Here is a 20,649-nt window from a genome sequence, read left to right as displayed (position 1 = left end):
AGCAAAGACTGTTATTCAACCACCGGAGCCCGCCATGGACCGACGCGACCGCCGACTCAGACGCGAACTGATCCTTCTCGTCATCGCCAAGCTGATCGTCCTGACGGCGATCTGGTGGCTGTTCATCCGCGACGTCCGGGTCGCCGTCGACGACACGACGGCCGCCCGTCATTTCACCACCGCCCCGCAAGGAGAAACCCATGCTCAGTGAAGAGCTTGTCGACCTGTCCCGGCTACAGTTCGCGATCACCGCGATGTACCACTTCCTGTTCGTGCCATTGACCATCGGCATGACCTGGATCCTGGTGATCATGGAATCCGCCTACGTGATGACCGGCAAGACCATCTACAAGGACATGACCCGTTTCTGGGGCAAGCTGTTCGGCATCAATTTCGCGCTTGGCGTGACCACCGGCATCACCATGGAGTTCCAGTTCGGCACCAACTGGGCCTACTACTCGCACTACGTCGGCGACATCTTCGGCGCGCCGCTGGCCATCGAAGGCCTGATGGCCTTCTTCCTCGAATCGACCTTCATCGGCCTGTTCTTCTTCGGCTGGGACCGTCTGTCGCGCAAGCAGCATCTGCTGGTGACCATCCTCATGGCGGTCGGCACCAACCTGTCGGCGCTGTGGATCCTGATCGCCAACGGCTGGATGCAGAATCCGGTCGGCGCCGAATTCAGCTACGTGACCATGCGCATGGAGATGGTCGATTTCTGGGCCGTCTTGTTCAACCCAGACGCCCAGGCCAAGTTCGTCCATACCGTCTCGGCCGGCTACGTCACCGGCGCCATGTTCGTCCTCTCGATCTCGGCCTTCTACCTGCTGCGCGGGCGCGACGTCGAGTTCGCCAAGAAGAGCTTCCGCATCGCCGCCGCCTTCGGCTTCGCCTCGATCTGCTCGGTCATCGTGCTCGGCGACGAATCCGGCTACACCGTCGGCGAAGCGCAGCAGACCAAGCTGGCCGCGATGGAAGCGATGTGGGAGACCGAACCGGCACCGGCCGGCTTCAACCTGATCGCGATTCCCAACGAAGCCGAAATGAAGAACGACTTTGCCATCGAGATTCCCTGGGTCATGGGCATCATCGGCACCCGCTCGCTCGACCAGCAGATTCCCGGCATCAAGGAAATCCGCGAGAAGAACCGCGAACGCATCCTGTCCGGCATGGAGGCCGTCGTCACCCTTGAAGCCTTGCGCAAGACCCCGAACGACGCCGCGCTCAGGGAAGAATTCGAGCAGCACAAGGCTGATCTCGGCTTCGGCCTGCTACTGAAGAAATACGTTGTCGACATGCGCGACGTCACCCCGGAAATCATCGACAAAGCCGTAGCCGACACCATCCCGCGCGTTGCCCCGCTGTTCTGGACCTTCCGCCTGATGGTTGCCTTCGGCTTCCTGATGCTGGCGCTGTTCGGCGCCGCCCTGTGGTACTCGATCAAGGGCAATTTCGCCGACAAGCCGTGGCTGCTGCGCGCCTCGCTGTGGATGCTGCCGGTGCCCTGGCTGTCCTGCGAGCTCGGCTGGTTCGTCGCCGAATACGGCCGCCAGCCCTGGACCATCTACGGCGTGCTGCCGACTCACATGTCGGTGTCGACGCTGTCAGTCGGCAGCCTCTACGGCTCGCTCGCCGGCTTCATCGGCTTCTACACGCTGCTGCTGGCGGTCGAGATGTACCTGATGGTGCGCTTCGCCAAGCAGGGTCCGGGCAGCCTGGGTACCGGCCGCTACGACAATGAATACGCTCACGCCTGAGGAACAACCATGCTTTTCGATTACCCCACGCTGAAACTCATCTGGTGGCTGCTGGTCGGCGTCCTGCTGGTCGGTTTCGCCATCATGGACGGCCACGACATGGGCGTCGGCACGCTGCTGCCCTTCGTCGGCAAGGACGACGTCGAACGGCGCATCGTCATCAACACCGTCGGCCCGCACTGGGACGGCAACCAGGTCTGGTTCATCACCGGCGGCGGCGCCATCTTCGCCGCCTGGCCGCTGGTCTATGCGACCGCCTTCTCCGGCTTCTACTGGGCGATGCTGGCCGTGCTCTGGGCACTATTCTTCCGCCCGGTCGGCTTCGACTACCGAAGCAAGATCAACAACCCGACCTGGCGCCAGACCTGGGACTGGGGCCTGTTCGTCGGCGGCGCCGTGCCGCCGCTGATCTTCGGCGTCGCTTTCGGCAACCTGTTCCAGGGCGTGCCCTTCCATTTCGCCGACAACCTGATGCCCTACTACACCGGCAGCTTCTGGGCCCTGCTCAACCCCTTCGCCCTGCTCTGCGGCGTGGTATCGACGGCGATGATCACCTTCCACGGCGCGATCTACCTGATGCACCGCACCGAAGGCGCCGTCCAGCGGCGCACGCAGACGGCCATGCTGGTCTTCGGCAGCCTGCTGCTGATCGGCTTCTCGGCTGCCGGTATCTGGCTGTGGCAGGGCATTGACGGCTACGCCATCGTTTCGGCGGTCGATGCCGGCGCCTTACCCAATCCGCTCGACAAGGAAGTCATCCGCCAACCCGGCGCCTGGCTGGCCAATTACGACAAAGCCCCGCTGACCATGGTGCTGCCGGCTCTGGCCTACGCCGGCACGCTGGCGGCCATGCTGCTGGCGGTCAATCGCGCCACGCTGGCCGCCTTCGTCGCCTCGTCGCTGGCCATCGTCGGCGTCATCGGCACCGCCGGCGCCTCGCTGTTCCCCTTCGTGATGCCCTCGTCGACCGACCTGCGCTCCGGCCTCACCGTCTACGACAGCGTCTCCAGCCACCTGACGCTGAACATCATGCTCTGGGCGACGCTGATCTTCATGCCGATCATCATTGCCTACACCGGCTGGGCCTACAAAGTGATGGCCGGCAAGGTCACCGCCGCCTACATCCGTGAGAACGACCACGCCGCCTACTAAGGGAGAACGCCATGTCCGAATGCCTGTGTTCCGGTGAGTCCTTCACCGTCTGCGACAGCCCGGCCCGCCGCCAGTGGATCATGGCCACGGCCGGTGCCGGCGGCGCGCTGGCGCTGACCGCCATCGTGCCCTTCGTCAGCAGCCTGATGCCCTCCGAGCGCGCGCTCGCCGCCGGTGCGCCGGTCGAAGTCGACATCGGCAAGCTGGCGCCGGGCGAGATGATGGTCGTCGAATGGCGCGGCAAGCCGGTGTGGATCCTCAACCGCACGCCGGAAATGCTCGCCGCGCTGAAAAAGGCCGAACCGATGCTGGCCGACCCGGCTTCGGCCGTCACCTCGCAGCAGCCCGCCTACGCGGCCAACGAAACCCGCTCGCGGGTGCCGGAAATGCTGGTCGCCGTCGGCATCTGCACCCACCTCGGCTGCTCGCCGTCGAACGCCTTCACCCCCGGCGACCCGGCACTCGGCGCCGACTGGCCAGGCGGCTTTCTCTGCCCGTGCCACGGCTCGACCTTCGACTTCGCCGGCCGCGTGTTCAAGAACAAACCGGCCCCGACCAATCTGGAAATCCCGCCGCACCAGTATCTGACGGACACCCGCCTGATCATCGGCAGCGACGAATTCGACAAGACCTGAAAGGAAAACATCATGTGGTATTTCGCCTGGGTACTCGGCATCGGCTTCGCCGTGCTGCTCGCCATCCTCAACACGCTCTGGGGCGACTTCGAGGAAGAACGCAATGGCCGCTGACGCGCTACCCGAGCCGCCGGCCAAAGCCGGCATCGCCCCGCTGCCGCTGGGCATCGCCCTGCTCATCCTGGTTGTCATGACCGTACTGCCCGGCATCGCCACCGACGCCGCCGGCCACGCCGACCATCCGGCGGCGATGCTGCTGTTCTGGTCAATGAGCGCCGGCTTCGTCCGCGGCGTCGGCTTCGTCCCGCTGCACTGGCTGCCGCGCTGGCTGTTCTCGGCCGGCGCCAGCGTCGCCGCCCTGCTCCTGGCGCTGGTCCGCCTCGACGCCATCGGCCGCCCGCTGATCAATTTCTGAGGAACATCATGCAAATCGCCATCACCAGCCAGAACCGCCGGACGATCACCGAACACGCCGGCAAATGCCGCAACTTCTGGCTCTACGACATCGAAGACAAGCAGATCGCCGGCAAGCGGCTGGTCGAACTACCGATGGAACAGAGTTTCCACGCCAGCCACAGCGGCCTGCCCGGTGCACTATCCGGGATCAACGTGCTGATCACGGCCGGCATGGGCGGCAAGCTGTTCCGCCGACTGCTTGACCTCGGCGTACAACCGCTGCTCGCTTGCGAGGAAGACCCGGACCGGGCAATCGCCGACTTCCTCGCCGGCTGCCTGCTGACACGCAGTCTCGTCTTGGCCTGCCACGACCACGAAGGACATTCGCATGCGCACTGACACGTCTCCGCTGCCGCGCTTAAGCCTGCACCGGCCCATCCCGCGCCTGCCTATCGCAAACTTGCTGCGACGCTGTGTCGATGCGGCCAGAAATCCTTTGATCAACCGGGAGAAAGCCCGATGAAACACAGCCTGTTCAACGACAAGTACCCGGTCTTCGTCGCCGAGATCGGCAAGCACGAAACCAGCTTCCAGTCCGTCCCGGCGCTGGTCGATTACTTCAAGGCCAAGATCGCCGAAAACCCGAAAGTGCAATTCATCGCCGTCTTCGACCACCTCGCCCACACCACCAAGATCGGCGGCGAAATCATGCCCGGCCTGATCGCCGCCGTGGACATCGTTTTCTGCTTCGGCTTCGCCATCCCCAACCCGCAGGTCCTCGCGGTCCGCCCGCGCTCGATCGGCATCGCCGACGTCGGCGACAAATTCGTCATCAGCTTCATGGAAGCCCCGATGCAACCCGCCAACCAGGCCATGGAAGCCTGGACGCTGGCCCTGAGAAACGTCTAGGCACCCCACCTCCGCCTTCACGCCTTCGCCCGGCTCCGTGCCGGGCATTTTTTTGCCGATCACCCCACCCGCTTCCCGAACAACCGATCCGTCAGCTTCACATACCACGCCGCTGACTGTACCTGGATGATGTAGGCCAGCGTGATCACCAGCGCGGCGTCGGAGCCGGCGGGGCCGAAGGCGTTCATGGCAAGGGCCAGGGCGATCGACAGGTTGCGCATGACCGTGCCGTACACCAGGGCGATGGCGTCGCCGCGCGGCAACAGACTGCGGGCGACGATGCTGCTGAGCAGGTAGTTGATCGCGTAGAGCGCGAGTAGCGGCGGCAGCAACTGCAGCAGTTCGCCGGGACGGGCGACCAGTTGTTCGGCCTTGAGGGCCATGGCGACGAAGACGATGCCGAGCACACCGAGCGTCGAAAACGGCGGGAAGCGCGGCGCCCAGTCGCTCTGGAAGGCTTTCTGGCCGTGCTTGGCGATCAGTCGCGACTGGGTGACGTGGCCGGCGAGCATCGGCAGGAAGACGATGAAGACGATCTGCAGGAAGACAGCGACGAGGTCGACCGGTACCGTTGCGCCCATCAGCCACTGCACGTAGAAGGGCGTCGCCAGCGAGCCGAGGATCAGGCCGAGCACGGTCATCTTGACGGCGGCGCCGAGGTTGCCGCCAGCAAAGCCGGTCCACGAGATGGTCATGCCCGAGGTCGGCAGCAGCGCCGCCAGCAGCAGGCCGATGGCGTAGTACGGTTGCTCGGGGAAGAAAACGCGGCCAATGGCGTAGGCGATGAAGGGAATGATTGCGAAGTTGATTGCCTGAGCCAGCCATTGCGCCTTGCCGTCGCCGCCTTCCAGCACCTTGGCGAGTTTCAGGCTGACCATCATCGGGTAGACCATCAGGAAGGTCAGCGGGACGATCAGCGATTTCATCCAGGCGCTCGGTGCCAGCAGGCCGGCGGCAAAACCGAGCAGCATCGCGGCTGGAATCGCCAGGATCAGGTTTTTCGAAAGTTTGGCCAGCAGATCGAGCATGATGCTCTCCAGGCAATAATATAAGTGTTTAATTATACTCCTGCGCCATGTGCCGGCAAAACGGAACGTGACGAGCCCAGAATAAATCACTGTACAAAACACCAGTCATTGGATAATCTTGCAACCACTGATTATTCATACAGTAGAAGTTCAAGGAGATTCGTCATGAAACAACTGCAGAAATGGTTCGACCTGATCGCCGGCATTTCCGAAGAAGAACAAAGAAAGCTGGCAATTGCCCATGCCATTTTCGGCCAGCGCGGTCCCGACCTGTCCGGACTGAGCCGGCCGGCGTGCTGGCGGCGCAGCAGCCATGTCCAGCTGAATCGCCGCTAAAGGCTTTTTCCCCGGAGTCGTGGCGTCGGGCGGCGCCTGCGGCATAATGGCGGCTTGGCAGAACAGAACCGCCGACAGCGGCCATTTCACACCGGGGATAAGCACTCATGAAGCGCATCGACATCGATGAAGCCATTCGCCTGCACAACACGTGGCGTCGCCAGTTTCTCAATGCCTTTGCTGGCGGCAACTATGCCGACATGCCGCTATCGGAGCATCGCGGCTGCATGCTGGACAAACTGCTCGCCAACCAGCCCGGCGTTTCGACGACATTGACCGAAACTCACGTGCGCTTCCACGATCTGGCCAATGAAATTGTCGAGTTGAGCCAGAACGGACTCGGCGACTCGGCCGACCTGCTGTTACCCGAACTCAACGAAACCGCCCATCAACTGGTCGCTGCGCTGGATCAGTTGCGCCAGCAACTGCCGGCCTGACTCAGGCCAGGGTCAGGCGCCACAAGGCTAGGCCCATCCAGATCACGAACAGCACGACGAAGCACAGCACGCCGCTGACTACGGGCGGTGTCGACGCGGGCAGGCAGGTGGCGACCAGTCGGCGCGGCGCCCGGGTCACCAGCTCGAACAGGCGGTAGATCACATTGTCGTGGCGCCGGCTGCCGGCCAGCACGCTCATGGCAGCCAGACCAAGCAAGGCCAGGCCGAGCATTTCAACGATGGCCCTCAGGGCGCCGATCAGGAACAGCAGCATGCCCTATTCCGGGTCGATTTCGGAGGCGTGCTCGGCATCGAGATCGCGCATGCGCCGGCTGTAATGGACGATGATCCCGAGATAGCAAAGCAGGATGCCCTGGGCGGCAAAATAGAAGCCAAAGGGAAAACCGAAAAACGAATACTCGTTCAATTCCCGGGCAAACCAGGTGACGCCGAAAGTCAGCACCACCCAGATCAGCAGCAACCAGGCGGTCAACCGGCTGGTCTTGCGCCAGTACGAGGAAGGCGCGCTCATGGACTCTCCTCACGCCCTCCCGGGCGCCGGATGCGTTCAAGGAACTCGGCGGCCTGTGGCGATGGCCGGGTCATCAGGCTGACCGCAATATTGGTCACGAATCCAGCGAGAATGCCGAAAACGCCGGCCGAGGTCGATTGCAGATGGAACCAGGGATTGAGCGGGCCATCTGAAAAGCCCAGCCAGGAATAGCCACCGAACTCCAGGCGCAGGATGTAATAGACAGTCAGCGACAGGCCGACCAGCATGCCGGTGATGGCGCCGGCGCGCGTTGCCCGCGCCCAGAAGATACCGAGCACCAGCGCCGGGAAAAAAGCCGAACCGGCAATCGAGAAAGCCCAGGCCACCATCGACAGGATGGTCCCCGGTTTTTGCGCCGCCACTGTAGCCGCCAGCACGGCTACGACCAGCAGCAGCGACTTGGCGATGACCAGACGGAATTGGGTCGACGATTGCGGCCGGAAGACCCGGTAATAGACATCGTGCGACAGCGCGCTGGTGATCGTCAGCAACAGACCGTCGGCCGTCGACAGCGCGGCGGCCAGCGCCCCTGCCGCGACCAGACCGGAAACGACATAGGGCATGCCGGCGATTTCCGGCGTCGCCAGCACGATCACGTCCGGGTTCAGCGACAATTCGGCAAACTGCATGATGCCGTCGCCGTTGATATCCTCGATCGATACCAGCCCGACCTTGGCCCAGGCCGCCACCCACCCCGGTAGTTTGGCAATCGGGATACCGGCCAGGTTGGACAACACTTCGAACTTGGCAAAAACCGCGTAGGCCGGCGCAGTGACGTACAGGATGATGATGAACAACAGCGACCAGAATACTGACTGGCGCGCCTGGGCCACGGTCGGCGTCGTGTAGTAGCGCATCAGGACATGCGGCAAGGCCGCCGTACCGATAGTCAGGCAAAAAATAAGCGCCAGGAAGTTGATCCGCTGAGCGTTGCGTTCCGCCTCGGAATCCCCGGGAAAGGGCTCGGCATGGCGCAGGGGCGGCTTGCTTCGCGCCAGTGCCTCGTACATTTCCTTTTCCCAACGCTCACGGGCCTGCGCCGGATCCTGCGGCAATTCGCGCCGCTGACGCTCGAGCAGGACAATCTCGCGCATCTGCACATCGGACGACTTGAGTTCGTTGATCTGGATCGACAGGCGTTCCCGCTCCTGAGTCAGCGAATGCGGCAATTGCATGATCTTCTGGGCGTACTGGTCGGCGCGCTCGCGATAACGATCGCGGACCTCCAGTTCGGTCGGCGAATCGAACAGTTTTTCCTCGAGCTTGCTGACTTCCGACAGCACCTGACCGTAGACCATCTGCGGCACGGGAACGCCGGTCACGTTGTAGGACAGGATGGCAACTGGCGTGATGTAGGCGACGATCAGGATCAAATATTGCGCCACCTGCGTCCAGGTGACCGCCCGCATGCCGCCGAGAAACGAGCAGACCAGAATGCCGGCGAGGCCGACAAAAACACCGACCTCGAACTGCAGGCTGACGAAACGACTGGTGATGACGCCGACCCCGTAGATCTGCGCAACGACATAGACGAAGGACGCGAGGATCGCCGCGAACACGGCGATCAGGCGGATGGTGTTGCCACCGTAGCGGGCGCTGAGGAAATCGGGAATGGTGTATTGCCCGAAGCGCCTCAGGTAAGGTGCCAGCAGCAGGGCGACCAGCACGAAACCGCCGGTCCAGCCGATCACGTAGGCCAACCCTTGAAACCCCTGCAGGTAAAGCGTACCGGCCAGCCCCATGAAGGAAGCCGCGCTCATCCAGTCGGCACCGGTCGCCATGCCGTTGAAGAATGCCGGCACCCGGCGGCCGGCGACATAGTACTCGGAAACGTCGGTGGTCCGGCTAAAGACGCCGATGGTGGCGTACATCGATACGGTGAACACCAGGAAAGCATAACCCACCCAGCGAGCCGGCATGCCGGCTTGCTCGAGCGCAGCCAGTACAACCACGAACAGCAGGAAGATCGCTGTGTAGTACAGGTAGTAGCGCTGCAGGCGGGTCAGGGAGGACAACATGCCGGTCAGCGGGTACGCCGCAAATGGCTGCTGGCCTTCGATTCCTCGATCAGGGCTTCAACACTGTCGACGCCCTTGGCATGCGCCCGGACCACCAGCATCTGCAGCAGGCGGGCCAGGATCATGTTGTTCTCGCTCGGACTGCGCCTTCCCTCACCGACATCGAGGCCGAAGGCGACCAACCAGTCGTCGAGCGGCATCGGCTTGTGGCTCTTCTCGCCGAACATCGCCGGCAGCAACCAGGCCAGGTCCACCCAGCGGGCGGAAAATGAGATACCCAGGCGCTTCTTGAGCAGGTTCTCGAGAAAGGCACTGACAAAGGCAACGTGGTAGGAAACCAGCGGCGACTTGACGATGAAGTTCAGGAAAGCTGCCAGTTGCCGTGCCTGCACCGTTTCGTCGGCGGTTGTCAGATCGACGTAGATGCTCTGCTCGGGCGAGACAATGCCCTGGTGCACCACCGTTGCTGCGATGCCGGTCAGGCGGTCGCTATCCGGATTCATGCCATCGCTGGCGATGTCGACGACGACATAGCGGGTCAGGAAATGCGACGACTCCAGTCCTGTCGCTTCCTGCGCCAGCCAGGCCGAAACGGCGGACTTCACGTCAGGCGGGAGGTTTTCGTTCAGCCCGTCGCCGAACAGGAATTTCTTGATGCCGAACATGATCAGTGATTCACCTGGTAGTCGAGCTTCAGACGGGACTGGATCTTGCGCGCCTGGCGGAAGGATTCCTTGAGAATGCGCCGATCCAGTTCATTGAGTTTTTCCGGATCGATCAGGTTGTCGCCCTGACGGCCCGGCTCACCCTCGAGATACTGATGCTGCAGACGCAGCAACTGGATGAAGTTGAGGCCATCGAGTACCGCGTTGATTTCCTCACCCTTGATGTTCATTTTCTGCGCCGACAGCTTCAGTCGCTGGATGGTATTGGTGCCATGCACGCCGGCAGCCAGTGCGTAGATACGGGCAACGTCGACGAAGATGCGCGAGCCGTATTTCTTGAGGTCGATCTTGCCCGGGTGATCGGGTTCGAGATCGGTCGCGAAATCGCGGATCTTGCCCAGCGGCGGACCGACTTCGAGCGCGTTGCGCGCCATCGCCTGCAGGAAGATCGGCGTTGCCGACGCCTGCGACAAGAGGTGGCGACGCATGCTGTCGGACAATTCGCTCTTGCCGTACAGCGGCCGGAAATCGAAGAAGATGGTCGCATTAAGCAGGGCCACCGGCTCCGGCGTGCGGATCCACTTGCTGAACTGGGCGCGCCATTCATCCAGCGTCAGGCACCACTGCGGATTGCTGGCCATGATGTTGCCCTTGCACAACGGGAAACCGACCTTATCCAGGTCCTTGTTGGTATCCAGCGCGAAGGCCAGGAAACGCTGTTTGAGCGCCTCCTTGTCCTCACCCTCGGGCACGGTGTAGACGATGCCGTTATCCTGGTCGGTGCTGAAGGTCTGCTCGTCGCGGCCTTCCGAACCGAAAGCCAGCCAGCACCAGTCGATGCCGGAGAAATCGTGGTTTTCCAGGTTGAGCTGGATCACACGGCGGGTCAGCGCGTCGTTGAGCGCCGAGATGAACTGCGTCAATTGCTCGGCGCCGATGCCCTGGGCCAGCATGTTGAACGACAGCTGACGCACATCGGCGGCCGAGGCCTTGAGCGCCTCGACATTGGGCGCCGACTCGATGGCCTGGCGAATCTGGCGCAGGCCGACGCGTTGCAGCGCGAACAGGTCGCGCTCCGAAACGACGCCGCTGAGACGGCCGGCATGGTCGGTAACGAGTACATGACGGATGCCGTGCGTGGCCATCGCCAGCATCGCATCGTAGGCGGTCGCATGTTCGTTCAAGGTGAAGGGCGACGCCGACATCGCCTGGCTGATCGGCGAGTTCAGCGGCAGATCGGCGAGCACGACCCGGTCAAGTAGATCGCTGCGGGTGAAGATGCCGACCGGCTTCTGCTCCGCATCGGCCACCACCATTGAGCCGATGCCCAGTTGCGACATCGACTCCAGCGCCGCGCGCAGCGGCGTTTCCGGCAGCACCGAGGTCGGATTGCGGGCGCCGATGCCGGATAGCGGCGAATTCAGCGTCTGCTGCTCGCTGGCCTTCTGGGCGAACTGCGCCTGCAACTGCCGGCGCGACTGGTCGAGCAGGCTGGCGATGTACTGCGTGCAGAACAGGTTGAATTCCGGGCTGGTCGACATCAGCGTCAGATAGTCTTCCGCCGGCAGGTGATAGCAGAAGGTGTCCTCGACCGCCGTGTAGATGTTGGTCGACGGCCGGCCGGCGGTGACCGCGCCGATCGGGAAGGATTCACCGGCCCCGAGGCTGAGGATGGAGTACTCGGTCACGGTGACTTCGCCGGCCTGGCGCGCCTGCACCTTGCCCGACTCGATCAGGTAGAAGAAACGGACATTGCCCGAATCCGGACCGACGATCAGGCTGCCTGCCGGATAAAAGGCGATGTGCGCCTTTTCCGCGAACAACTGCAGCGCCGCCGGCGCCATCTTGTTGAACGGCGCGTGCCGGGCCAGGAAAGCCTGCGTGTTGCCGGCCGCCCGCCGTTGTCCCTCCTGCCGCAACATCGCCTCCACCTGGCCGACATCCACAGCACTGCTCCCGGTATTTTCTTTTTCTGTGCTCACGACAAACCTTTCCTGATTGACGTTTAGAGTGAATAGTTTAGCTTGAGTCGCTGCTGCAGGCGCCGTGCCTGGTGCAGGGATTCCTTGAGGATGACGCGGTCGATTTCGTGCAGTTCGGCCGGACGAAAAACCGGCGTCTCGGCACCCGCGGCTGCCTGCTGTTCGAGACGCAGACGCAACAGATGCGAGAGCGCAGCCTGGGCGGCGGCGACTTCACCCGGCTGCATGCCGGCAGCCGCCCCCGCCTCGCGCAGACGGGCAAAGCTGTTGACCGACGGCGTAGCCGCGGCCAGCGCCAGGATGCGGGCGACATCGACAAAGATGCGGCTGCCGAACTTCTTCAGATCGACGGCTTCTGCATCATCGACGGCCACATCGCCGAGGAACCCCAGCGGCGGATGCACCTGCAGGGCATTGATCGACATCAGGTGAAGAAAGGCCGGGGTGTCGCTGGTCAGATGACCGATCAGCGTGCGCAGCCCTTGCCCCAGTTTGAGCTTGCCGTGCAGCGGGCGCAGGTCGAAAAAGATCGTTGCGTTGAGCAGCGCCACCGGGTCGGGGCAACGCACCCACTCGATGAAGCGTTCGCGCCACTCATCGACCGACAGGCACCACTGCGGATTGCCGGCCATGATGTTGCCGGGGCACAGGCTGAAACCGCAGGCGGCCAGTTGTTCGTTGGCCTCGCGGGCAAAAGGCAGGAACAGTTCGCGCAAGGCCTGCGCCTCGCCGGCATCGCAGGCGGAAAAAACCAGTCCGTTGTCCTGGTCGCTGACCAGCGTCTGCTCGTCGCGGCCTTCGGAGCCCATCGCCAGCCAGCACCAGTCCACCGGTGGCAGCCGGTGGCGGCGGGCAACCAGGGTCAGCACCCGCCGGGTCAGGCGGTCGTTAAGACCGGAAATCAGCATGCACGCCGCCTCGCCCGACCAACCCAGCGCCACCGTCTGCGCCAGCAAGGCGCGCTGCCGGGCAGCCAGCACGGCCAGGCTGTCGAGATCATCCACCGTCGCCAGCTCGCTGCCCAGGGCGGCGAGTTCGACGGTCGGCAATCCCGGCAGCAGTTCTTCCATGTCAGTACTTGATGCGCGCGAAATAGGTCTTCTCGGACGCTTCCAGCGCCTGCCTGACGGTGACGATGCCCTTCTCTTCAAGCAGCGGCAGCAGTTTCAGGAAAACCTCGCCGGTCGCGACCGCATCGTCGAGCGCGTTGTGCCGGGTATCGATGTCGATGCCTAGACGCTCGAGCACGGCATCCAGCCGATGGGATTCCTGGTTGGGATGGACGACCGCCGACAGCAGCAACGTATCGAGCACCGGCTGGGTGAAGCGCAGGCCGGTGCGCTCCTCCTTGAGTTGCAGGAAACGCATGTCGAAGGCCGCGTTGTGGGCGATCAGCACGGTTTCCTCGCAGAAGGCATGGAAACCCGGCAGAACGATATCGATGTTCGGCTGGCCGCGAACCATGTCCTCGGTGATGCCGTGAATCGGGATCGACTCGGGCTTCAACGGGCGCTCGGGATCAACGATCTGGTTGAATATTTCCTGCTTGAGCAAGCGGTTGTTGACGATGCGCGCGGCCCCGATCTGGATGATTTCGTCGCCATTGGACGGTTCCAGGCCGGTGGTCTCGGTGTCGAACACGGTATAGGTCAGTTCCGACAGCTTGCGGTCGAGGTCGATCGACTTGTCCTCGAACTTGAACAGGTCGAAGTCGTAATACTCCGGGCGACCGGTACTGCGCCGTTCGTCGGCAACCTCGGCTTCGGGCGTGGCCAGCGGCAGGACGAAGCGGAAGAATGCGCGATGTGCCGCCTTTTCCCGCTGGTACCAGATTTCGCCACCGTGCCGGTCGACCACATCGCGCAACGACAGCGACGAGGTTTCGCCGAGCGCGTGCATGGTTTCCATTTCCCAGGTGTAGAAAGTCTCGGAGGAAATCGCCTGGCCGACCCAGATGATGTCCAGATAAGCCAGCTTGCCTTCGCTCGAGGTGCGGAAGCGCAGGTCGCGGATCTGGTAGTGATCCTGCAGACGCTCAGCGACGAAGACCAGGGCAAAAACCAGCGAGAAGCTGTCGGCCTTGATCCACAGCGTCCCGTCGACATCCTCGATCTTGGTCGGCAGCTTGAGCTTGTCCTCGATGCGGCGCTGGGCGGCGCTGATTACGTCCATGGCCAGCACATCTTCCAACGGCCAGCGCGTCTTCATCGAATCGGAGAATTCGTGCATGGTTTCGTCGAGGCGCTGGCTCATGCGCGACGCCTCGTCGTCGACCACCTTGACGAAGCGCTCACGCAACTCGGGGTCCATTTCCGGATAGTCGATCAGGTTGGCGACTGCCGCCCGGATGCTACCCAGCGCCGCCCGACTACCTTCGGTCAGCGCATGCAGCGCATGATCGCGGCGCGCTTCTTCCTCGAGCGTCCGGGTGATGTTGTCCACAGTCAGCACGTAGCCGGTCATCTGCGGCTCACCCTCGCCCGGCGTACCGGAAAGGACGGGAACCATCTGCACGCGCAGCAACTGGCCGCCGCGCGTGGTGGTGACGAAATTGGCCATCGCCGATTTGCCGTTGGCCAGTCGCTGGCGAATGATTTCCTGCGAATGCTCGACCTGGTTCTTTTCCAGGATGGAGAAAATCGACCGGCCAAGACCGATCAGGGCCCCGCCAGCCACCGTCGTCGGCCCCTGCGACAAGGCCTTGAACTGCAGGCGGGCGCGGTTGTTGTAGAGCAGGATGCGGCCGTCGAGATTGCACACGACCACGGCCTGTGCCAGTTCGGACATCAGCGCGGCAAGCCGGTTCTTCTCTTCCTCGACCGAGGCATTGGCCTGGGCGATGCGGGCATCGACATCGTCCATCAGCATGTCGCGCTGCGCCGCCAGATCGTTGGCGGCCTGGGCCAGTTGCTGGACCTCCGGCGGCCCGTTGAGCTTGACCCGGAAATTGCGATTGGCGCCAAGCATCAAGCGTAACTGTTCGGCCATGCCGAGCAGGCCTTCGACGTATTGCTTGAACAGCTTGTGCAGCACGGCAACGCCGATGCCGAAACCGAAGATGGTCATCATCGTGCCGATCGGCAGGCGCGACATCAGCAGTTCGAGCAGCATGTTGCGCTCGCTCTCCTCCATGCCGGCCCAGACCAGGATGGAAGTCACGACGAAAGGCCCGGTCATCAACAGACCGAGCACAACGATGGCAAGCAGAAAGCGGACTTTGGCCTTCATGGCAGCTACCCCAAGTAGTTTGTATTGACGCAGCAACGGCGCCGAGGGTGTCTTTTCCGAGCCGAAGACTCAGGCGATGCCGAGCATCTCCTTGACCCGGGCAAGCAGTTCCTTGGTCGAGAACGGCTTGGTCACGTAGGCATCGGCACCGATTGCCAGGCCCTTGGCCACTTCGGTATCACGTCCCTTGGCGGTCAGCATGACGATCTGCAGGCCGGCCCTCGACGGGTCGGCACGCAAGGCCTCGCAGACTTCGAAACCGGATTTCTTCGGCATCATCACGTCGAGCAGCACCAGATCGGGATTGAAGCCGGCGACTTGGGCCAACGCTTCCTCACCGTCGGTGGCGACGGCGACCTCGAAACCTTCTTTTTTCATCAGGAATTCGAGCGAAATGACGATGTTGGGTTCGTCATCGACAATCAATATTCTTTTCGACATCCGTTTTAGTCTCCCATCTTTATGCGTCCGGTACCGCCTGCGTTAACGGCACCGTGAAAATGAAGGTAGCACCGTTACCCGGCGTACTTTCTACCCAAAGCTTACCACCAAAATACTCGACGATTTGCCGGCTGATCGGCAGTCCCAGACCGGTTCCCTGAGGTTTGTCGGTCATCGTGTTGCCGCCCTGGCGGAACTTCTCGAAGATCACGCCACACTCCTCGGCGGTCAGGCCGGGACCGTTGTCGGCAACCGACACGCGCAGCATTTTTGCCTCGCGACCAACGACCACGACTACGTTGCCAGTGGCTGGCGCAACGAACTTGACGGCGTTCGACAGCAGATTGACCACCACCTGCATCAGGCGGTCGCGATCGGCCAGCACCGCCGGCAGATCTTCAGCAATATCGACGCTCAGACACACGCCCTTTTCCCGGTAAAGCGCACCGAGCGCTTCACTGGCCTCGCGCACCACATCCCCGACGTGCACCTCGCCGGTGGTCCACTCGGCGCTGCCGGACTCCAGCTTGGCCAGGTCGAGGATCTGGTTGATCAGGCGCGTCAGGCGCTCGGTCTCGCTGACAATGATGCCGAGGAAACGACGGCGCTGATCCAGCTCGACCTTGGGGTCGTCGTAGAGCATCTCCGACAGCGCCCGGATCGAGGTCAGCGGCGTGCGCAACTCGTGCGTCACCGTCGAAATGAAATCGTCCTTCATCCGGTCCAGTTCACGCAGGCGTTCGTTGGCTTCACGCAGTTCGGCGGTGGCCGCTTCGAGTTCCTGCTGTTTGGCTTCCAGTTCCCGGCTATGCGCCCGGACCTGGGTCGCCTCGTCGAGGATGTCGAGCACTTCCTCAAGGCCGAGATCCTCTTCCCGGGTCACGCTCGACACCATCGCCCGCGCGCTGGCCGAACCGATGGCGCCGGCCAGTTCGGTTTCGGCAAAATGAACGAATTCAGCGTCGGCCGGCAGACTGCGCCAGTCGCTCACGCGACGGCTGCGGGCATAGCTTTCAAGTTGCTGCCGGGCGCGCACGGGCCCGAGAAAGCGCTCCAGCAGCGCCGCCACTTCGGTCTGCGAAGCGTTGCCGCGCCACAACCGGGTATCCGGCGCCTGCTGGGCATGCCGGAAGACATCGACGAAACGCTCGGCCTGACCGGCTTCCAGCGCGTCCGGCTCGGTGAGCAGCGACACCGCGATGTAGGCGCCGATATTGGCCAGCATGCTCCACCACAGGCAGTGCGAAATCTCGTCGAGATCGCTCAGGCCGAACAGCGCCTGGGCACGCAGCCAGTCGACACCGAACAGTCCGTGCTCGACGAAACCGTTGCCGATCCACCCCGACTTGGCGAAGGACGGCAGCAGCAGTGTGTACAACCACACGGCAAAACCGGCCAGCAAACCAGCCAGGGCGCCGGTACGTGTGCCCTGCTTCCAGTACATGCCGCCGAACAATGCCGGCGCGAACTGGGCGACGGCGGCGAAGGAAATCAGGCCGATGCCGACCAGCGCGTAGGCTTCGCCGGCCGCCTTGAAATAGATGTAGCCGAGCAACAGGATGAGCACGATGGCCACCCGGCGAATACCGATCAGCAGCCCCGACAGATCAGCCTGCTTCTGCCGCTGCAACCACGGCGAGCGCAGCAAGGCCGGCATCGCCAGATCGTTGCAGATCATCGTGGACAAGGCGATGGTCTCGACGATGACCATACCGGTCGCCGCCGACAGGCCGCCGATGAAGACCAGCAGCGCCAGCGACTCAGCCCCTTGCGACAAGGGCAGCGTCAGCACGAAGGTATCGGGATTGACGCCCTGCCCGCCGAAATGCAGCAAACCGCCGAGCGCCACCGGCAGCACGAAGATGTTGATCAGCAGCAGGTACAGCGGGAACAGCCAGACCGCGCGCTTGAGGTGCGATTCGTCCACATTCTCGACGACCATCACCTGGAACTGCCGGGGCAGGAAGACGATGGCCAGCGCCGACAGCAGGATCATCGCCGCCCAGGTACCGGCGCGCGCGCCATCCAGTCTGAGCAGACCGGCCAGATCCGGATGGGCCGTTGCCTTCTGGAAGAGGTCGGTAAAACCCCCATACATGCCGTAGGTCACGAAAACGCCGACCGCGATGAAAGCGAGCAGCTTGACCACCGATTCGAGGGCCACCGCAGCAACCATGCCTTCGTGGCGCTCGGTCGCATCGAGATGACGGGTCCCGAAGAGGATGGTGAACAGCGCCAGCACACCGGCCACCAGCAGGGTCGAGTCGATTCCCCACAAGCGGATGGTGTGCCCCGGCTGATCGAACAGCACATCGAGACTGGCCGCCACCGCCTTCAGTTGCAGGGCGATGTAGGGGACGATGCCGATCACCGCGATGATGGTCACCAGCCCGGCCAGCAACTGGCTCTTGCCGTAACGCGAGGCGATGAAGTCGGCGATCGAGGTGATGCGCTGGGCCTTGGCGATGCGGATCATCTTGATGATGACGCCGACGCAGAGCAGCATCAAGGTCGGCCCGAGGTAGATGGTCAGGAAGGACAGGCCACCCGAAGTGGCTCGCCCGACGCTGCCGAAAAAGGTCCAGGAAGTGCAATAGACCGCCAGCGACAGCGCATAGACGTTGGCCGTGATGATAGAACGACCGGCATCGGCGCGGGCGTCGCCGAAACGGGCGACAGCGAACAGCAGGCCGACATAGGCGGCCGACAGGAGCGCGATGAACCAGCCCGAGAGCATCATTTCTTCTGCCGCTCGGCAATGCGTGCGGCGAGCAGGATCAACCCCGCCCAGACGCCGAACAGATAGAGAACGGTGGCCGGCACACCGGCCAGTTCACCTTGCGGCAAACCGAGCACGGGAAACGTCAGCAAGGGAATGCCGAGCAGGGCCAGCGCGGCCAGACGCTGCCGGGTTGGACTGCCTCTCTTCACCGATCCGCCCTCCGGAAAATGAAAACGGCCGGCACGCCAAGCGTGCCAGCCGTCGTTGGCATGCAGTCTGATGCGACTACACGGGAGGCCACCTTATGGGCGACCATTGTCTCCTCCTTGCCCTTTTTGTCTGTGGGTCCGGCGTGGCAAGCGCGCCGGACCGTCGGTACTGCTGCACCCGACCTCGCGGTCGAGTGCCTGTGCCACCTTAGCCGCGAAGCTGTTCCAGGATGGCCGGATTCTCGAGCGTCGAGGTATCCTGCGTCAGTTCCTCGCCCTTGGCCAGGCCACGCAGCAGACGACGCATGATCTTGCCGGAACGGGTCTTGGGCAGGTTGTCGCCGAAACGGATGTCCTTCGGCTTGGCGATCGGACCGATCTCCTTGCCCACCCAGTCCTGCAGTTCCTTGACCATCTTCTTGGTGGCTTCCGGATCGCTCGGGCGCTGGCCCTTGAGCACGACGAAGGCAACGATGGCTTCACCGGTCAGGTCGTCCGGACGGCCAACGACGGCAGCTTCGGCAACCAGCGGGTTGGCAACCAGTGCCGATTCGATTTCCATGGTGCCCATGCGGTGACCGGAAACGTTCAGCACGTCGTCGATACGGCCGGTGATGGTGAAGTAGCCGGTTTCGGCATCGCGGATCGCACCGTCACCCGCCAGGTAGAGCTTGCCCTGGAAGTCGGCCGGGAAGTAGGACTTGACGAAGCGCTCGTCGTCGTTCCAGATGGTACGGATCATCGACGGCCACGGCTTCTTGCAGACGAGGATGCCACCCTGGCCCCACGGCAGTTCGGCACCGGTCTCGTCGACCACGGCGAACTGGATGCCCGGGAAGGGCAGCGTGCAGGAACCCGGGATCAGCGGCGTCGCGCCCGGCATCGGGGTGATCATGTGACCACCGGTTTCGGTCTGCCAGAAGGTATCGACGATCGGGCAACGACCGCCGCCGACGTTCTCGTGGTACCACGTCCAGGCAGCCGGGTTGATCGGCTCGCCGACCGAACCGAGGATGCGCAGCGAAGACAGGTTGTAGCTCTTCGGATGCACGGCGGCGTTGGTGTCGGAAGCCTTGATCAGCGAACGGATCGCGGTCGGGGCGGTGTAGAAGACGGTGGCCTTGTGATCCTGGATCATCTTCCAGAAACGACCGGCGTCCGGATAGGTCGGCACGCCTTCGAAGACGATTTCGGTGGCGCCACAGGCCAGCGGGCCGTAGGCGATGTAGGTATGGCCGGTGACCCAGCCGATGTCGGCGGTACACCAGAAGACATCGCTATCCTTGATGTCGAAGGTGTACTTCATGGTCAGGATGGCATGCAGCAGGTAGCCGCCGGTGGAGTGCTGGACGCCCTTCGGCTTGCCGGTCGAACCGGAGGTGTAGAGGATGAACAGCGGGTGCTCGGCACCAACCCATTCCGGTTCGCAGGTTTCCGACTGGCTGGCCAGACCTTCGTGCAGCCACTCGTCGCGGCCGGCAACCATGGTCACGTCCATGCCGGTGCGCTTGAAGACGATGACGCCCTTGAGGGTATCGCAACCGCCCATGGCCAGGGCTTCGTCGGCGATGGCCTTGAGCGGCAGCGCCTTGCCGCCGCGGAACTGGCCGTCGGAGGTGATCAGCATGGTGGCGCCGGCGTCGATGATGCGATCGCGCAGGGCCTGGGCGGAGAAGCCGCCGAAAACGATGGAGTGGGTGGCGCCGATACGGGCACAGGCCTGCATGGCGACAACGCCTTCAACGGTCATCGGCATGTAGATGACGACGCGGTCGCCCTTCTGCACGCCCTTGGCCTTGAGCAGGTTGGCCATCTTGCAGACCTTGACCAGCAATTCCTTGTAGGTGACCTTGGTCACATCGCCGTTGTCGGCTTCGAAGATCAGCGCGACCTTGTCGCCCTTGCCGGCTTCGACCTGGCGATCCAGACAGTTATAGGAGACGTTCAGCTTGCCGTCGGCAAACCACTTGTAAAACGGAGCATTGGACTCATCCAGCACCTGGGTGAAGGGTTCCTTCCAGGTGATCAGGTCACGGGCGCGCTTGGCCCAGAAACCTTCGTAGTCGGCTTCAGCTTCCGCGCACAGCGCCTTGTAGGCGTCCATCCCGGAAACCGCTGCGTTCTTAACGGTCTCTTCGGACGGATAGTAAAACTGCACGGACTCATTCGACATATTTATTC

The 20,649-nt window shown here is 62.9% G+C and carries 22 protein-coding genes; 10 read left to right on the top strand and 12 right to left on the bottom strand.

From position 1 onward, the window contains the following. Positions 1–34: 34 nt before the first annotated feature. The 8 genes from cydP to G471_RS0111155 all read left to right on the top strand — a co-directional run bounded on the left by cydP (position 35) and on the right by G471_RS0111155 (position 4,849). The gene (cydP, locus tag G471_RS19335) at positions 35–211 is read left to right on the top strand and encodes a cytochrome oxidase putative small subunit CydP (protein ID WP_169720498.1); all 177 of its coding nucleotides are present in this window, start codon (positions 35–37) and stop codon (positions 209–211) included. Continuing rightward, the gene (locus G471_RS0111185; RefSeq protein WP_028995416.1) at positions 201–1,757 is read left to right on the top strand and encodes a cytochrome ubiquinol oxidase subunit I; all 1,557 of its coding nucleotides are present in this window, start codon (positions 201–203) and stop codon (positions 1,755–1,757) included. The genes cydP and G471_RS0111185 overlap by 11 nt, the downstream gene beginning before the upstream one ends. A gap of 9 nt (positions 1,758–1,766) precedes the next feature. Continuing rightward, positions 1,767–2,909 carry a cytochrome d ubiquinol oxidase subunit II gene (gene cydB / locus G471_RS0111180; RefSeq protein ID WP_028995415.1) on the top strand — a complete coding sequence of 381 codons (1,143 nt, stop codon included), beginning with the start codon at positions 1,767–1,769 and terminating at the stop codon, positions 2,907–2,909. An 11-nt stretch (positions 2,910–2,920) separates the two neighbouring features. Next, a complete protein-coding gene (gene petA, locus G471_RS0111175) occupies positions 2,921–3,544 on the top strand; it encodes a ubiquinol-cytochrome c reductase iron-sulfur subunit (RefSeq protein WP_028995414.1) in 624 nt (207 codons plus the stop codon). 12 nt (positions 3,545–3,556) lie between these two features. Then, positions 3,557–3,658 (top strand): cytochrome bd-I oxidase subunit CydX, encoded by a 102-nt coding sequence (gene cydX, locus G471_RS18830; RefSeq protein ID WP_028995413.1) that lies wholly within the window; start codon positions 3,557–3,559, stop codon positions 3,656–3,658. Beyond that, positions 3,648–3,959: a cyd operon YbgE family protein gene (locus G471_RS0111165; protein ID WP_028995412.1), complete on the top strand. Its 312-nt coding sequence runs from the start codon at positions 3,648–3,650 to the stop codon at positions 3,957–3,959. The genes cydX and G471_RS0111165 overlap by 11 nt, the downstream gene beginning before the upstream one ends. Positions 3,960–3,967: 8 nt before the next feature. Continuing rightward, positions 3,968–4,339: a NifB/NifX family molybdenum-iron cluster-binding protein gene (locus G471_RS17465; RefSeq protein ID WP_043421532.1), complete on the top strand. Its 372-nt coding sequence runs from the start codon at positions 3,968–3,970 to the stop codon at positions 4,337–4,339. 120 nt (positions 4,340–4,459) lie between these two features. Continuing rightward, a complete protein-coding gene (locus G471_RS0111155) occupies positions 4,460–4,849 on the top strand; it encodes a DUF6858 family protein (protein ID WP_028995411.1) in 390 nt (129 codons plus the stop codon). A gap of 59 nt (positions 4,850–4,908) precedes the next feature. On the opposite strand, the gene G471_RS0111150 is transcribed toward G471_RS0111155, so the two are convergent. Then, a complete protein-coding gene (locus G471_RS0111150) occupies positions 4,909–5,877 on the bottom strand; it encodes an arsenic resistance protein (RefSeq protein WP_028995410.1) in 969 nt (322 codons plus the stop codon). A 165-nt stretch (positions 5,878–6,042) separates the two neighbouring features. On the opposite strand from G471_RS0111150, the gene G471_RS19330 reads away from it, so the two are divergent. Both G471_RS19330 and G471_RS0111140 read left to right on the top strand, forming a co-directional pair. Next, positions 6,043–6,213: a hypothetical protein gene (locus tag G471_RS19330; RefSeq protein ID WP_169720497.1), complete on the top strand. Its 171-nt coding sequence runs from the start codon at positions 6,043–6,045 to the stop codon at positions 6,211–6,213. A gap of 107 nt (positions 6,214–6,320) precedes the next feature. Next, the gene (locus G471_RS0111140) at positions 6,321–6,650 is read left to right on the top strand and encodes a CZB domain-containing protein (protein WP_028995409.1); all 330 of its coding nucleotides are present in this window, start codon (positions 6,321–6,323) and stop codon (positions 6,648–6,650) included. A gap of 1 nt (position 6,651) precedes the next feature. Here G471_RS0111140 and G471_RS0111135 read toward each other — a convergent pair whose 3' ends face one another. The 11 genes from G471_RS0111135 to acs form a co-directional block, all read right to left on the bottom strand. After that, entirely contained in the window at positions 6,652–6,924 is a 273-nt protein-coding gene (locus tag G471_RS0111135; protein WP_028995408.1) for a hypothetical protein, read from the bottom strand. Between the two features lie 3 nt (positions 6,925–6,927). After that, the gene (locus G471_RS0111130; protein ID WP_028995407.1) at positions 6,928–7,182 is read right to left on the bottom strand and encodes a DUF4212 domain-containing protein; all 255 of its coding nucleotides are present in this window, start codon (positions 7,180–7,182) and stop codon (positions 6,928–6,930) included. Continuing rightward, the gene (locus G471_RS0111125) at positions 7,179–9,221 is read right to left on the bottom strand and encodes a sodium:solute symporter family protein (protein ID WP_028995406.1); all 2,043 of its coding nucleotides are present in this window, start codon (positions 9,219–9,221) and stop codon (positions 7,179–7,181) included. The genes G471_RS0111130 and G471_RS0111125 overlap by 4 nt, the downstream gene beginning before the upstream one ends. A gap of 5 nt (positions 9,222–9,226) precedes the next feature. Beyond that, a complete protein-coding gene (locus G471_RS0111120; protein ID WP_028995405.1) occupies positions 9,227–9,886 on the bottom strand; it encodes a PolC-type DNA polymerase III domain-containing protein in 660 nt (219 codons plus the stop codon). Between the two features lie 2 nt (positions 9,887–9,888). Further along, complete coding sequence (locus tag G471_RS0111115; protein ID WP_028995404.1) at positions 9,889–11,808, bottom strand: DUF294 nucleotidyltransferase-like domain-containing protein; 1,920 nt, start codon at positions 11,806–11,808, stop codon at positions 9,889–9,891. 83 nt (positions 11,809–11,891) lie between these two features. Then, positions 11,892–12,938: a DUF294 nucleotidyltransferase-like domain-containing protein gene (locus G471_RS17460; protein WP_051295450.1), complete on the bottom strand. Its 1,047-nt coding sequence runs from the start codon at positions 12,936–12,938 to the stop codon at positions 11,892–11,894. A 1-nt stretch (position 12,939) separates the two neighbouring features. Beyond that, positions 12,940–15,096, bottom strand: coding sequence for a 3'-5' exonuclease (locus tag G471_RS0111105; RefSeq protein ID WP_028995403.1), 2,157 nt, complete (start codon positions 15,094–15,096; stop codon positions 12,940–12,942). Between the two features lie 69 nt (positions 15,097–15,165). Continuing rightward, positions 15,166–15,537 (bottom strand): response regulator transcription factor, encoded by a 372-nt coding sequence (locus G471_RS0111100; RefSeq protein ID WP_028995402.1) that lies wholly within the window; start codon positions 15,535–15,537, stop codon positions 15,166–15,168. A 19-nt stretch (positions 15,538–15,556) separates the two neighbouring features. Continuing rightward, positions 15,557–18,274 (bottom strand): ATP-binding protein, encoded by a 2,718-nt coding sequence (locus tag G471_RS0111095; protein WP_028995401.1) that lies wholly within the window; start codon positions 18,272–18,274, stop codon positions 15,557–15,559. Continuing rightward, positions 18,274–18,468, bottom strand: a complete 195-nt coding sequence (locus G471_RS0111090; RefSeq protein WP_028995400.1) for a hypothetical protein — start codon at positions 18,466–18,468, stop codon at positions 18,274–18,276. Before G471_RS0111090 ends, G471_RS0111095 begins: the two co-directional genes overlap by 1 nt. 208 nt (positions 18,469–18,676) lie before the next feature. Next, a complete protein-coding gene (acs, locus tag G471_RS0111085) occupies positions 18,677–20,641 on the bottom strand; it encodes an acetate--CoA ligase (protein WP_028995399.1) in 1,965 nt (654 codons plus the stop codon). Between the last annotated feature and the right edge of the window lie 8 nt (positions 20,642–20,649).

Source organism: Azonexus hydrophilus DSM 23864 (genome assembly GCF_000429605.1).
Classification (GTDB): Bacteria; Pseudomonadota; Gammaproteobacteria; order Burkholderiales; family Rhodocyclaceae; genus Azonexus; species Azonexus hydrophilus.
The sequence above is the reverse complement of the archived record's forward strand: the minus strand, read 5'-3'. Positions and strand labels throughout refer to the sequence as shown.

Bases quoted from the DNA above. Each gene is read 5' to 3' on its own strand.
- cydP (WP_169720498.1), top strand. From the start codon at position 35: ATGGACCGACGCGACCGCCGACTCAGACGCGAACTGATCCTTCTCGTC.
- G471_RS0111185 (WP_028995416.1), top strand. From the start codon at position 201: ATGCTCAGTGAAGAGCTTGTCGACCTGTCCCGGCTACAGTTCGCGATC.
- cydB (WP_028995415.1), top strand. From the start codon at position 1,767: ATGCTTTTCGATTACCCCACGCTGAAACTCATCTGGTGGCTGCTGGTC.
- petA (WP_028995414.1), top strand. From the start codon at position 2,921: ATGTCCGAATGCCTGTGTTCCGGTGAGTCCTTCACCGTCTGCGACAGC.
- cydX (WP_028995413.1), top strand. From the start codon at position 3,557: ATGTGGTATTTCGCCTGGGTACTCGGCATCGGCTTCGCCGTGCTGCTC.
- G471_RS0111165 (WP_028995412.1), top strand. From the start codon at position 3,648: ATGGCCGCTGACGCGCTACCCGAGCCGCCGGCCAAAGCCGGCATCGCC.
- G471_RS17465 (WP_043421532.1), top strand. From the start codon at position 3,968: ATGCAAATCGCCATCACCAGCCAGAACCGCCGGACGATCACCGAACAC.
- G471_RS0111155 (WP_028995411.1), top strand. From the start codon at position 4,460: ATGAAACACAGCCTGTTCAACGACAAGTACCCGGTCTTCGTCGCCGAG.
- G471_RS0111150 (WP_028995410.1), bottom strand. From the start codon at position 5,877: ATGCTCGATCTGCTGGCCAAACTTTCGAAAAACCTGATCCTGGCGATT.
- G471_RS19330 (WP_169720497.1), top strand. From the start codon at position 6,043: ATGAAACAACTGCAGAAATGGTTCGACCTGATCGCCGGCATTTCCGAA.
- G471_RS0111140 (WP_028995409.1), top strand. From the start codon at position 6,321: ATGAAGCGCATCGACATCGATGAAGCCATTCGCCTGCACAACACGTGG.
- G471_RS0111135 (WP_028995408.1), bottom strand. From the start codon at position 6,924: ATGCTGCTGTTCCTGATCGGCGCCCTGAGGGCCATCGTTGAAATGCTC.
- G471_RS0111130 (WP_028995407.1), bottom strand. From the start codon at position 7,182: ATGAGCGCGCCTTCCTCGTACTGGCGCAAGACCAGCCGGTTGACCGCC.
- G471_RS0111125 (WP_028995406.1), bottom strand. From the start codon at position 9,221: ATGTTGTCCTCCCTGACCCGCCTGCAGCGCTACTACCTGTACTACACA.
- G471_RS0111120 (WP_028995405.1), bottom strand. From the start codon at position 9,886: ATGTTCGGCATCAAGAAATTCCTGTTCGGCGACGGGCTGAACGAAAAC.
- G471_RS0111115 (WP_028995404.1), bottom strand. From the start codon at position 11,808: ATGTTGCGGCAGGAGGGACAACGGCGGGCGGCCGGCAACACGCAGGCT.
- G471_RS17460 (WP_051295450.1), bottom strand. From the start codon at position 12,938: ATGGAAGAACTGCTGCCGGGATTGCCGACCGTCGAACTCGCCGCCCTG.
- G471_RS0111105 (WP_028995403.1), bottom strand. From the start codon at position 15,096: ATGAAGGCCAAAGTCCGCTTTCTGCTTGCCATCGTTGTGCTCGGTCTG.
- G471_RS0111100 (WP_028995402.1), bottom strand. From the start codon at position 15,537: ATGTCGAAAAGAATATTGATTGTCGATGACGAACCCAACATCGTCATT.
- G471_RS0111095 (WP_028995401.1), bottom strand. From the start codon at position 18,274: ATGCTCTCGGGCTGGTTCATCGCGCTCCTGTCGGCCGCCTATGTCGGC.
- acs (WP_028995399.1), bottom strand. From the start codon at position 20,641: ATGTCGAATGAGTCCGTGCAGTTTTACTATCCGTCCGAAGAGACCGTT.